The sequence below is a fragment of the Shewanella frigidimarina genome (assembly GCF_003797125.1).
Taxonomy (GTDB): Bacteria; Pseudomonadota; Gammaproteobacteria; order Enterobacterales; family Shewanellaceae; genus Shewanella; species Shewanella frigidimarina.
In genome coordinates, this window is record NZ_RKKE01000003.1 from 670,676 (window position 1) to 683,539 (window position 12,864).

The 12,864-nt window shown below is 41.3% G+C and carries 15 protein-coding genes; 7 read left to right on the forward strand and 8 right to left on the reverse strand.

Annotation, left to right across the window (positions count from 1 at the left end):
• Position 1 precedes the first annotated feature (1 nt).
• From hscA to trmJ, 8 genes are all read right to left on the reverse strand, one after another.
• Positions 2–1,861, reverse strand: a complete 1,860-nt coding sequence (hscA, locus tag EGC86_RS12390) for a Fe-S protein assembly chaperone HscA (protein ID WP_102036406.1) — start codon at positions 1,859–1,861, stop codon at positions 2–4.
• Between the two features lie 72 nt (positions 1,862–1,933).
• Complete coding sequence (hscB, locus tag EGC86_RS12395) at positions 1,934–2,458, reverse strand: co-chaperone HscB (protein ID WP_011637875.1); 525 nt, start codon at positions 2,456–2,458, stop codon at positions 1,934–1,936.
• A 56-nt stretch (positions 2,459–2,514) separates the two neighbouring features.
• Complete coding sequence (iscA, locus tag EGC86_RS12400; protein ID WP_011637876.1) at positions 2,515–2,838, reverse strand: iron-sulfur cluster assembly protein IscA; 324 nt, start codon at positions 2,836–2,838, stop codon at positions 2,515–2,517.
• Between the two features lie 14 nt (positions 2,839–2,852).
• Positions 2,853–3,236, reverse strand: coding sequence for a Fe-S cluster assembly scaffold IscU (gene iscU, locus EGC86_RS12405; RefSeq protein WP_011637877.1), 384 nt, complete (start codon positions 3,234–3,236; stop codon positions 2,853–2,855).
• A 72-nt stretch (positions 3,237–3,308) separates the two neighbouring features.
• Positions 3,309–4,523 carry an IscS subfamily cysteine desulfurase gene (locus EGC86_RS12410; RefSeq protein ID WP_011637878.1) on the reverse strand — a complete coding sequence of 405 codons (1,215 nt, stop codon included), beginning with the start codon at positions 4,521–4,523 and terminating at the stop codon, positions 3,309–3,311.
• 81 nt (positions 4,524–4,604) lie between these two features.
• Positions 4,605–5,066 (reverse strand): Fe-S cluster assembly transcriptional regulator IscR, encoded by a 462-nt coding sequence (gene iscR, locus EGC86_RS12415; protein ID WP_011637879.1) that lies wholly within the window; start codon positions 5,064–5,066, stop codon positions 4,605–4,607.
• 232 nt (positions 5,067–5,298) lie between these two features.
• Complete coding sequence (cysE, locus tag EGC86_RS12420; protein WP_011637880.1) at positions 5,299–6,120, reverse strand: serine O-acetyltransferase; 822 nt, start codon at positions 6,118–6,120, stop codon at positions 5,299–5,301.
• Between the two features lie 18 nt (positions 6,121–6,138).
• Positions 6,139–6,861 carry a tRNA (cytosine(32)/uridine(32)-2'-O)-methyltransferase TrmJ gene (trmJ, locus tag EGC86_RS12425; RefSeq protein WP_123777760.1) on the reverse strand — a complete coding sequence of 241 codons (723 nt, stop codon included), beginning with the start codon at positions 6,859–6,861 and terminating at the stop codon, positions 6,139–6,141.
• 150 nt (positions 6,862–7,011) lie between these two features.
• On the opposite strand from trmJ, the gene suhB reads away from it, so the two are divergent.
• The 7 genes from suhB (at position 7,012) to btsR (ending at position 12,839) form a co-directional block, all read left to right on the forward strand.
• Positions 7,012–7,815 carry an inositol-1-monophosphatase gene (gene suhB, locus EGC86_RS12430; RefSeq protein ID WP_011637882.1) on the forward strand — a complete coding sequence of 268 codons (804 nt, stop codon included), beginning with the start codon at positions 7,012–7,014 and terminating at the stop codon, positions 7,813–7,815.
• A gap of 270 nt (positions 7,816–8,085) precedes the next feature.
• A complete protein-coding gene (locus EGC86_RS12435) occupies positions 8,086–8,490 on the forward strand; it encodes a phosphate-starvation-inducible protein PsiE (protein ID WP_041413049.1) in 405 nt (134 codons plus the stop codon).
• Between the two features lie 259 nt (positions 8,491–8,749).
• Positions 8,750–9,052 (forward strand): PilZ domain-containing protein, encoded by a 303-nt coding sequence (locus EGC86_RS12440; RefSeq protein ID WP_011637884.1) that lies wholly within the window; start codon positions 8,750–8,752, stop codon positions 9,050–9,052.
• 102 nt (positions 9,053–9,154) lie between these two features.
• A complete protein-coding gene (locus EGC86_RS12445; protein ID WP_123777761.1) occupies positions 9,155–9,823 on the forward strand; it encodes an AAA family ATPase in 669 nt (222 codons plus the stop codon).
• On the forward strand, positions 9,810–10,160 hold the full coding sequence (locus EGC86_RS12450) for a replication protein RepA (RefSeq protein ID WP_123777762.1): 351 nt from the start codon (positions 9,810–9,812) through the stop codon (positions 10,158–10,160). Before EGC86_RS12445 ends, EGC86_RS12450 begins: the two co-directional genes overlap by 14 nt.
• A gap of 295 nt (positions 10,161–10,455) precedes the next feature.
• Positions 10,456–12,132 (forward strand): sensor histidine kinase, encoded by a 1,677-nt coding sequence (locus EGC86_RS12455; RefSeq protein ID WP_123777763.1) that lies wholly within the window; start codon positions 10,456–10,458, stop codon positions 12,130–12,132.
• Positions 12,129–12,839: a two-component system response regulator BtsR gene (gene btsR / locus EGC86_RS12460; protein ID WP_011637888.1), complete on the forward strand. Its 711-nt coding sequence runs from the start codon at positions 12,129–12,131 to the stop codon at positions 12,837–12,839. The genes EGC86_RS12455 and btsR overlap by 4 nt, the downstream gene beginning before the upstream one ends.
• Positions 12,840–12,864: the final 25 nt, after the last annotated feature.

Below are 12,864 nucleotides of genomic sequence, written 5' to 3' on the forward strand. Positions count from 1 at the left end.
CCTATATGTTGTCGACCGACTGCCCTTTTAGCGCCGCTCTAATAGAATTATCCATACGTCTTGATGCAAAATCTTGGGTTTTATCATCAAGATTTGCAATCGCTTTTTCAATGGCATCAATATTATCTTGTTGTGCTACGGCATCAAGTTGGGCAATAGCCACAACTAACTCTTCGCGTTCTTGCTCATCCAGAAGCGCAGCATCTTTAGCCAAAGCTGCATTAAGTGATTCTATCACCCGCGCCGCTTCAACTTTTTGTTCAGCCAGCATACGACGAGTAATGTCATCTTTCGCATACTTCATCGAATCTTTTAACATGGTGGCAATTTCAGTATCCGATAAACCAAATGACGGTTTAACCTGAATTGATGTATTAACCCCAGTGGATTTTTCCATCGCAGTAACACTAAGCAAACCATCAGCATCCACTTGGAATGTCACTCGAATATGCGCTGCACCTGCCGCTAGAGGTGGAATACCGTGTAAGGTAAAACGAGCCAACGAGCGACAATCTTCAACAAGCTCTCGTTCGCCCTGCACCACATGGAATGCCATGGCCGTTTGACCATCTTTAAATGTGGTAAACTCTTGTGCGCGTGCAACAGGAATAGTGGTATTACGCGTAACCACTTTTTCAACCAAGCCACCCATGGTTTCAACGCCAAGCGATAATGGAATCACATCTAACAGTAACAAATCGGATTCAGGTTTATTACCAACAAGAATGTCAGCTTGAATCGCTGCACCAATGGCGACAACACGATCAGGATCGATTGATGTCAATGGTGTCTTTTTGAAAAAAGTTTCAACTTGTTCACGCACCAATGGTACGCGGGTTGAACCACCGACCATCACAGTTTCAATAACGTCATCCACACTCACGCCGGCATCACGTAAAGTACGACGACAACTGCCGATGGTTTTTTTCACCAATGCGCCAATTAACTCGTTAAATAAGCTTTTATCAACAGTGCAAGTTAATGTTTTATCAGCCATGACGACAGAAGCTTCAACGCTGTCATTGTCAGTCAACGCTTCTTTAACTCGGCGAGCTTCAATGAGTAATTGACGTGCTAATTGACTGCCTGGTTCTGTTATCTGCCATGCCTGTTGTAAATGGCTCACGAGTAAGTGATCAAAATCATCACCACCCAATGCAGAATCACCACCAGTGGCTAATACTTCAAATACGCCACGGTTTAATCGTAAAACCGAGATATCGAAAGTACCGCCGCCTAAGTCGTAAATGGCAATGACACCTTCTTGCTTTGAATCTAATCCATAAGCAATGGCTGCTGCAGTGGGTTCGTTCAATAAACGTAATACTTTAACACCCAATAACTCAGCAGCATCTTTGGTACCTTGACGTTGTGCATCATCAAAATACGCAGGCACAGTAATCACCACGCCCGCTAATTCGCCACCTAGTGTGGTTTCAGCTCGCGCAATTAAAGGTTTTAAAATTTCGGCTGACACTTGAATAGGATTCACTTGTCCCATAGGCGTAGTGAACACCGGTAAGCCGTTTTCACTTGCGTGTAATTCATAGGGTAAACGATGAACACCAGACTGGATATCAGTGAGGCTACGTCCCATAAAACGCTTGACTGAAACGATGGTATTTTGTGGATCTAAAGCAGATTTGTCTTGAGCTTCATAGCCCACTAACACATTGGTTTCACCATAATGCACTACAGACGGCAACGAATGACGACCTTGTTCATCAGGTAAAGTTAATGCTTGAGCACTTCTTACCGCAGCAACAAGTGAGTTGGTGGTACCAAGATCAATCCCAACCGCAAGACGATGCTGGTGCGGTGCGGCGCTTTGGCCAGGTTCTGCAATTTGCAACAGTGCCATAGTGTTCCAACTTGTTGTGTTATCGATTAGCCAAGCTAATCATAAATAATAAGGTTTAGAATTTAGGGCTATTTAATCGAGCAAGCCATCTTCAATACGGGCTAACTCATCATGTAATTTTGCCATAAACTTTAACTTACGAATTTGATCTGCCGCTAATAAAGCATCTGCACTTTCATCACTAATCAATAGCGTCGCCAGTTTAGTCAGTAATGTTGACTCAAACTCACCAAACGACTCATACAGTTCATCAATTGATGACTGTGGATCACTATTGTGTTGGATATCTTCAAGTGCTTCACGCCACTCCATTTGCTGCATCAAAAATGCACCATCTTTCAATGTTGTGGTTTCGTGACTTAATTCAATTCCACGCAAGCTCAACATGTGTTCAGCACGGCGTAGGGGATTTTTTAATGTTTGATAACCATCATTAACTTGTGCAGTTCGCTGAACTGATAGCAGCTTTTGTTGCTCGGTATCATTAGCGAATTTATCGGGATGAACCGCCCGTTGCAGTTCGCGGTAGCGCTCTGCAAGTAAGGCGGTGTCGATATCAAAGGCAGGTACTACATTAAACAGATCGAAATAATTCATGGGCAGATATCATGCTTACTGTTTGATATAAAACGGCTTAATTAGGTGAACAATGATTAAACGGTGAAACTTTCACCACAACCACATTCACCCTTTGCGTTAGGATTATTGAACTGAAAACCTTCGTTTAGGCCTTCTTTGACAAAATCAAGTTCAATACCTTGCAAATAAATGAAGCTTTTGGCATCGATGATGATATTTACACCTTCGATATTATAAAGTTCATCATCGTCATTGAGATCATCAACGAACTCAATGACGTATGCCATTCCTGAACAACCTGATGTTCTCAACCCAAGGCGCAAGCCGAGGCCTTTCCCGCGATTAGCAAGAAACGATCTAACTCGATCAGCCGCAGCGGGGGTCATTGAAATTGCCATCTTAACTCCAGGTATTACTTAGCTTGTCTGCTTTTATACTCTTCAATTGCTGCTTTAATGGCATCTTCAGCCAAAATTGAGCAATGAATTTTAACCGGCGGCAATGCTAACTCTTCGGCGATGTCTGCATTTTTAATCGTTGCAGCTTCATCGACACTTTTGCCTTTTACCCATTCTGTTACTAATGAGCTAGATGCAATTGCGCTACCACAACCATAGGTTTTGAATTTTGCATCTTCAATAATACCGTCGGCATTAATTTTAAGTTGCAACTTCATTACATCACCACAAGCTGGTGCACCAACCATACCAGTGACTACTGATGGGTCGTTCTTATCAAATGAACCTACGTTACGTGGGTTTTCATAATGATCGATTACTTTTTCGCTATAAGCCATGATACTGCTCCAAAATCTGTGTCGTTATCAGTTTACGATTTAATGGTATTACACTCATTTAACAAGATTAAATTAGTGATGTGCCCATTGAACTTGCTCTAAATCGATACCATCTTTGAACATCTCCCATAATGGAGACATTTCACGTAACTTATCGATAGATTCAGTTATCGTTTTGATAGCGTGGTCAATTTCTTCATCGGTCGTAAAGCGACCAATAGAGAAACGAATCGAGCTATGTGCCATTTCATCATTTAAACCCAAGGCACGTAATACGTAGCTTGGCTCTAAACTTGCTGAAGTACAGGCTGAACCTGAAGAAACCGCTAAGTCTTTCAAGGCCATCATTAACGACTCGCCTTCAACAAAGTTGAAGCTAACGTTAAAAATACCACTGTAGCGTTGTTCCATATCACCGTTGATATAGGTTTCTTCGATGTGTTTAATACCGTTCCACAACTTATCGCGTAGATGAGTAATGCGCGCGCTATCAGCAGCCATGTCTTGTTTAGCAACAGCAGCTGCCTCACCTAAACCGACGATTTGATGTGTTGCTAACGTGCCACTGCGCATACCGCGTTCGTGTCCACCACCGTGCATTTGCGATTCAAGACGAATACGTGGCTTACGGCGAACATATAATGCGCCGATACCTTTTGGTCCATACATTTTATGGCCAGAAATCGAAATCAAATCAACTTTGGTGGTTTGAACGTCAATTGGTATTTTGCCAGCACTTTGTGCCGCATCCATGTGGAAAAAGATGCCTTTTGAACGACATAATTCACCAATTGCGTTGATATCATGGATGACACCAATTTCATTGTTTACGTGCATAATGCTGACTAAAATAGTGTCATCACGCATCGCCGCTTCTAAACGTTCCATTGGGATAATGCCATTAGCATCAGGAACAAGGTAAGTAACTTCATAACCTTCACGCTCTAACTGGCGGCAAGTGTCTAAAGTTGCCTTATGCTCAGTTTTGCTGGTGATAATATGCTTACCCTTTTTATGATAAAAATGGGCAATACCTTTAATCGCAAGGTTACTTGATTCTGTTGCACCTGAAGTGAAGACAATTTCACGGTGATCAGCATTAATTAAATCGGCAACTTGATTACGGGCGACATCAACCGCCTCTTCTGCTTGCCAACCATAACGATGTGAACGCGATGCTGGGTTACCAAACACGCCGTCCATTGTCATGTGTTGCATCATTTTTTCTGCGACACGCGGATCTACAGGGGTTGTTGCGGCATAATCTAAATAGATAGGAAGCTTCATAACACACTCCGTACTTAGCAGTCTCAGATGAGGCTACATACAACGTACAAATAATAATTATATTCAATCAACATAGCCGAGTTACAAACTCACTCTATGTTCCTTTTGTATTTCATCTTGTTTTAACGAGATAAATCTTACGTCTCGCTTTTGCATCAAACCTGCAAGAGAAATACCATCTAAAAAATCTGAAATTTGTTTACTTAAGTCACCCCATAAAGAATGGGTTAGGCAACGAGTACCGCTTTGGCAGTTACCTTTTCCTTGACAACGAGTGGCGTCTACAGATTCATCAACAGCATGCACGACCATGCCAACTGAGATATCGACGGCTTCTAAACCTAAACGATAACCACCACCGGGTCCGCGGACACTCGACACTAAACCATGTTTACGTAACTTAGCGAAGAGCTGTTCAAGATAAGACAAAGAGATACCTTGTCTTTCAGAAATATCGGCTAAAGGTACAGGACCAGTAGCAGAGTGAATCGCAACATCCAGCATAGCTGTCACTGCATAGCGACCTTTTGATGTAAGTTTCATAACTTGTACTGCTCCCAAAAAGTATGCAGTAATTTCAACATACCCTAGTAATTTAGTCAAGTATTAATCCTACCAAAACACTCGGGTATTATGGCATTGCTTATAACAAAAAGGTCCATGTTTTCGCAGGGCGTATTTAACCTTTTTATCTTGTAAGATTCAATGCCGACAAGGAAATTAATCGCATTATCGGTCATTTCTTTGACTTGAATCTACAATGACTTACAGATTGTTAAATACTCGGGTCGAACTTATCAATGTCATGTTTACGATTAGTGGCTGCTTCTCGAGAAGCCTCATCGAATGCATCAACGGTTAACTCTGGTAATTTTTTAGTACAGACTTCGCCACCCATTTGTTGGATGGCATTACACAATTCTTGTACTTTAGAATCCATCAAATGCATGTGGTCAAGCATTTGCCCAATCGCATTAGCAACAGGGTCTGGATTGTCTGGTGACACCGCGTACGCATCAAAGCCGTACTTTTTGGCCATTTCGGTGCGACGTTCAGTTTTTTCTTTTGATTGGTTGGTTGGCGAAGCCACTACACGTCCAGGAATCCCCACGACAGTATGATCGCTTGCGACATCTTTAACGACCACAGAATTAGAACCAACACGAGCACCATCATGCATAGTGATCGGCCCAAGTACTTTGGCCCCGGCGCCAATAACCACATTATTACCTAATGTAGGATGACGTTTGCCTGGCTGCCAGGTGGTCCCGCCCAAAGTAACGCTATGATAAAGAGTGCAGTCATCACCGATTTCGGCGGTTTCACCAATAACGACACCCATACCATGGTCAATAAAGAAACGTCGACCAATCGTCGCGCCAGGATGAATTTCAACACCGGTTAACCAACGTGAAAATGTTGATAAACAACGCGCTGTAAATCGCCAGTTAGCGAGCCACAGTTTATGACTAATACGGTGGATCCAAATCGCGTGCATACCGGGATAATTAAATATTATCTCTAAGGTACTGTTTGCGGCAGGATCTCGATGATAAATCGATTCAATGTCTTCTTTTAGCCTATCGATGACGCCCATGGTATGTTCCTTTACTGCTTAATCTTGTTTATCCATTTTCTTATCAATGGAAGTCAAAATACCACGAAGAATATTCATCTCTGGTGCTTCAATACGTGCACGAGTGTATAAACGACGAAGTTTAGTCATCACTTGTCCAGGATGATTCTTAATCACAAACCCTGTTTTAGACAACGTCGACTCTAAATGGACGAAGAAACGTTCTAGCTCAGAGGTTAATGGGTATTCATCCGTTACAACGGGTGTTTCTGTTTGCGCTAGATGCGCGACTCGCGTTTCATAACAAATAATTTGAACTGCTTGAGCCAAGTTTAGCGAGCTATATTCTGGGTTTGCCGGAATAGCCACATGGTAAGTACACTTTTGTAACTCTTCATTACTTAAACCATGATTTTCACGACCAAAAACAATAGCAACAGGGCCATTTAAGCTTTCTTGAGTAAGTTTCAAACCCGCTTCGCGAGGATCAAGCATCGGCCAATCAAGAGTACGACTGCGTGCACTAGTGGCAATGACCAGACTACAATCGGCTATGGCTTCTTCTAACGAATCAACTCGCGTCAGGTTTTTCAGAATATCTGACGCACCTGCAGCAAGTGCTATCGATTGCCCATCAGGCTCAGCTCTTGGCTCTGCGAGATATAAATTTGATAAGCCCATGGTTTTCATTGCTCTAGCAGTAGAGCCAATATTACCAGGGTGTGAGGTACCAACTAAAACAACACGAATATTACTGAGCATGTAGCACTTTCTTTTAGCTAAAAATATTATCCATATATTAACACAATCGTTAAAAATTACGTTATATGAAAATCTGCATTTGATATAACTGTCAAATTAAGTATAATGCGGGCGCTATTTTACTCGTTCTTTAACATCCAGGGGATTGCAATGCATCCGATGCTGACTATTGCCACGCGCGCTGCACGCGCCGCGGGCCAAACTATTATGCGCGCCTATACTGAACTTGACCGTGTTGAGGTAAGCAGTAAAGGTATTAATGATTTTGTGACTAGTGTAGACAAGGAAGTAGAAGCAACTATTACATATCAAATTCGTAAATCTTATCCAGACCACACCATTATTGGTGAAGAAAACGGTGAAAACCGTGGTACTGATAAAGACTACATTTGGATTGTTGATCCTTTGGATGGCACTAACAACTTCGTTCGTGGTATTCCTCACTTTGCCGTATCTATCGCATTACAATATAAAGGCAAAATTGAAGTTGCCGTTATTTACGATCCTGTCCGTGAAGAATTATTTTCAGCGATTCGCGGCAAAGGCGCTAAGCTCAATGATTTCCGTTTACGTGTAACCAACGTAAATGATTTGAGCAGCACAATGATTGGTACCGGTTTCCCATTCAAAGCACGTCAACACACTGAAAGCTATATGGCTATTTTGGGTGAAGTATTCCCATTATGTGCTGATATCCGTCGTGGTGGTTCTGCTGCATTAGATTTAGCTTACGTCGCTGCAGGCCGTTTAGATGGTTTCTTTGAAATTGGTCTTAAGCCATGGGACATTGCTGCGGGCGACTTAATTTGTCGTGAAGCTGGCGGTACTGTTACTGACTTTATGGGCGGACACAACTATATGGTTTCAGGAAACATTGTGGCTGGTAGTCCAAAAGTGACCACGCAATTAGTTAAAACTATGCGTCCCCTACTAAATGAAGGTTTAAAACGTTAATCGTTTACCTTTATTTAGACAAACCGCTAGAGCATCGCTTTAGCGGTTTTTTTATGTCTATTCAATAGCATTACTCTCAGCCTAGTAAAGATAAAACGCTAGCCAACGACTCATAACGGCGTAAATCATACTATATCGACATTGAGTGGAGAGTATATTAACCACTTATTCTGCAAACCACAGTTTATCTCAAAAAATCGACCCAGATCACTGGGAAATTCACTTGAAGTCGTCAATAATAGTGTTTTGATTTTATTAATGAAGATGACTATGCCATTACTGCGAAAAGTAGGACTAAAATCCTTAAAAAATATCGAACATTTAGTGTTATTAATTATTGCACTGGCAACGGTATTTGCTATTGGTGAAGAAATTCTCCACATGATTGCCATTCGAACCGTCGAACTGGCAGATTTACTGTTGCTGTTCATTTATCTTGAAGTTTTAGCGATGGTCGTTAATTATATTGAATCAGGTAAACTGCCTATTCGTATGCCACTCTATATTGCGATTGTGGCTTTGGCTCGATACTTGATTTTAGACATGAAAGGCATGGAAGATTGGCGTATTTTAGCCATTTCACTGTCGACGATTTTACTGGCTGGCACGGTAATTGTGATCCGTTGGGGTCAGTTGAAAATGCCTTACCCTAAAAATCAGGACTACGATAATTAATCATCTTAACTGCCACTCAACATACCGAGTGCCGAAGACTCAGCATTATAATCGTAATTTTGTCTTGCTTAACAAAGCAGTTATGCTAAAAATTACTAGAGAGCAGAAAGTTAAATAATAGTAAATACGGCAATAATCAGCTAAACAATAGAATTGTTGTAAGGCTAACGGTCATTCGGCATCTGTAGTCATTATGATGAACGATCGCCAAACAACAGATCAAGATGCCGTTAGATGGATCATTTCAAGGAGAAACAGGATGGGCCAAGAGCCAACAGGATTCGAAGAAAAACGCGGTTCGTTGCGTGTAGATATGGAAGCAGAGCGGATCCGCCTAGATTGGATTAATACTCATGGTGAATCATGTGTCGACTATGGTATTTGCATCGACCTTGCTCGCAAAGGGGTGCTATTTGACTTTAAAACCTCTTTTAAAGTGGGTGATTTGATAGCCTTAACCTTCAATGAAAACACCGACAAACAAAATACCATAAAAGGCCAAGTTTGCCGTTGCACCGAATGCTCACCTTATAGTTTCCATATTGCTTTACAGTTAATTTAATTGATTATTTTCATGCAGCCCCCTATGACTGCTCTATACTCAAGATAAAATACTAAACAATATTTTTGGTGCTACAAAGCGCCTAGCATCAAGGATCACAACATGATATTGCTGGTTGGTGGAGAAAAAGGTGGCAGTGGCAAAAGCTGTTTAGCACAAAATATTGCCGTACATATTAGCCAGAAACATGATGCTAATGTACTTATGGTTGACTGCGATCCGCAACGAACCACATCCGACTGGATCCAAGCTCGTAATAATGACCCCAGCCTAAAAGCCATCAATTGTATTCAGCTTTATGGAAAAATCCGTAATGATCTACTGAGTCTTAATGATCGGTTTGACTATGTCATTGTTGATTGTGGTGGCCAGGATAACCTAGCAATGCGAGCCGCCATGTCTGTTGCTACCTATGTTGTCATCCCACTTCGTCCTAAGCGACGTGACCTTAAAACCTTACCTCATATGGAAGACATGCTCAGTACTTGTAAAATGGTCAATCCTAAAATGATTGCCGCCATTGTGATAACACAATGTCCTGCACTGCCGTCTCAAGGTAAACGGATTTTAGAAGCCAAGGAAGTGGTTGAGTCATTTGGTTTGCGTGCACTCAATTCAGTGACGTTTAGTCGCAACATCTATGATGACAGCGAAGAAAGCGGCTCTTCTGTGCTTGAAATCGATCCTACTGGTAAAGCGGCCGATGAAATTCGAGCTATTGCCGATGAACTTTTTGCCATCCCACCAGAAAATAGTTATGAGTTTAACTGACCTTAAGCGCAAGAAGCCCAAGGATGCCCGAGTCAAGGTATCTGTAGACGACTTTATTGAAGATGCTAATAATTATGCGTTAGGGCTTAAAGCATCTGATGGTCAAGCTAATATTAACTCAACGACGCAAGATTTTTTAAAAGGGTTGGATAAAAAAAGCACTAAAATTTATCGTCATGCCACTTTCACACTTACCGAAAAAAGCATTTCACAATTAGATGAGATGGCCAAAAACAGCAATGTTGCTAAATCAAAAATACTCAGAATACTTATTGATGAGTTTTATCAGCAAAGTAGCATTGAACAATCCAATTTATTAGGTAAAACATCACGTTAACGGCTTATCACTAATGATAATCCGTAAGCATTGAGCTGAGCATCTACAGATATTAATCTTTTCCATGACAGTATTGGATTGAAGTTTATGCTCACTTTTGATGATTTTTAATTAACTAACTTAAATTGAACATAACTTAAATTGAAATAGTATGGATCCATATCCCCCCTGTTTCTCAACAAACGAGTTGCTGCAAGTAGCAATTGGCAAACGAGCAAACACACTCATGCTCGTATAAATACAACTCATTTATCCACCACAATTTGACTGCGTTTAATAAATCCAAAGAGAATATATGTCGTTAATATTACTGCTAACACAGCAAATGTGTGTTTACTTAGTTATCGTTTACTTAGTCAGTAAAACACCATTATTTAAACTTTTCGCAGAAACGTCAAAACGATTACCCCATAAAATTTTTATCTATCTGGTGTTCTCCAGCTTTTGCATTATGGCGACTTATTTTGGCGAGCAAACTTCAGGTGCCATTGCTAACACTCGAGCTATGGGCGCTGTATTAGGCGGATTGCTAGGTGGACCTGTAACTGGTTTACTGGTTGGGTTAACGGGTGGGTTACACCGTTATTCTATGGGTGGATTCACCGATATTGCTTGCGCCATATCCACCAGCTTAGAAGGCTTATCCGCAGGTATGATCAGTTATTACTTCAAAAAAGCCGGTAAATCAGAAATGGTTTATCAGCCAATTGTGGTATTTGGGGTCACGTTTATGGCTGAAATAATGCAGATGTCGATAATTGTATTAGTCGCAAAACCCTTTGATCAGGCTTGGGAATTGGTCAAACTGATCGCCCCGCCCATGTTACTGATTAATTCACTCGGCGCTGCGATGTTTATGAGTATTGTTCGCGACCAAAAAGCCATGTTTGATAAACTTTCTTCCAGTTTTTCGACTAAAGCACTTAAAATAGCTGAGCGCAGTGTCGGCTTACTGTCTAAAGGATTTGATTTGGAGTCGAGTAAAAAAGTCGCCCAAATCATAATAGAAGAAACTCAAGTTGGCGCAGTCGCCATTACCGACACTACTAAATTACTGGCATTTATTGGCCTTGGGGCCGATCACCATATTCCTAATACGCCTATTTCCTCAAAAATCACCCTCGATGCCATCGCACAAAATAGTGTGATGTTTGCTGATGGGGTCGATACCACTTATTCCTGCTCTATATCGCCCAATTGTAGTTTAGGCTCAAGCCTAGTCATTCCGCTGCGCAGCAACGACGAAGTCATTGGCACAATTAAATTATACGAAGCTAAAAACAAATTGTTTTTAAACATTAATCGCACATTAGGCGAAGGTATTGCGAGGTTAATGTCTAACCAAATTCTTTATGGCCGCTTTGAGCAACAGCAAAGCTTATTGATGCAAGCAGAGATAAAGTTGTTACAGGCTCAGGTTAATCCGCACTTTTTATTTAATGCACTCAATACCATCAGTGCAATTATTAAGCGTGACCCGCAAATGTCTAAGCAATTATTACAGCAGTTATCGCAATTTTTGCGCATCAACTTGACCAGAACTACAGGGCTGGTGACAATGGCTGATGAACTTGAGCACATCGACGCTTATCTCGCTATCGAACGCGCTCGGTTTATCGACAAACTGCAAGTCAACATAGATATTGCTATGATTTATCATCACCAAAAAATGCCCGCATTTACCTTACAGCCGTTAATTGAAAATGCAGTAAAACACGGTACATCGCGGATGCTTGATGCCGGTGTGATTGATGTTAAAGCCACATTGGATGGCGATGATTTATTACTCAACGTGACCGATAATGCAGGTTTATATCAACCCTCTAACAACACTGATGGTTTAGGAATGAACTTAGTCCATAAACGAATTCAGAATTTATTTGGCAGCCAATACGGCATTGAAGTTGAGTGTGAACCAGATGTATTCACTCGTGTTAGTGTGCGTTTACCGTTAAAGGAAATGGACCAATGATCTCGTGCTTAATCATTGATGATGAACCCTTCGCCCGCCAAGAAGTGGCAGATTTGCTCGACAAACATCCTGACATCAAAGTGTTAGGTCAATGTAGTAATGCCATAGAAGCCTTACAACAAATTAACCTGTTAAAGCCTGATTTGATTTTTGTTGATATTCAAATGCCGAGGATAAATGGCATGGAATTAATTGCCATGCTTAATCCTGAGCAAATGCCACGAGCAGTATTTATTACCGCATTTGACGAATATGCGATCAAAGCATTTGATAACAATGCATTTGATTACTTACTTAAACCCATCGATGAAAAGCGCTTTAACCAAACCTTAGACAAAGTACGCACCAACATGACACCGCAACCAATGACGCAGATATTGCCAACTCAATTAGCGCACTTACCCTGCTACAGTGGCAATAAACTTAAAGTTGTCGCTACCGCTGATGTAGAGTTTATTGTCAGTGATGTAGGCGGTATTCATGTGTGTTCAAATAAAGGTTTCAGTCACACTCAATTAACGCTAAAAGTATTAGAGCAAAAAACCGCGTTATTTCGTTGCCATAAACAATACCTACTGGCCCCGAGTGCTATTTCAGAAATTGAAATCACCGACACGGGCGCAGAAGTTACCACCCATAGCGGATCAAAAGTGCCAGTGTCACGTCGTTATCTTAGAGAGTTAAAGCAGTTGCTTGGATTTCAGTAACATTGTTTACGCCACATTAAGCGTG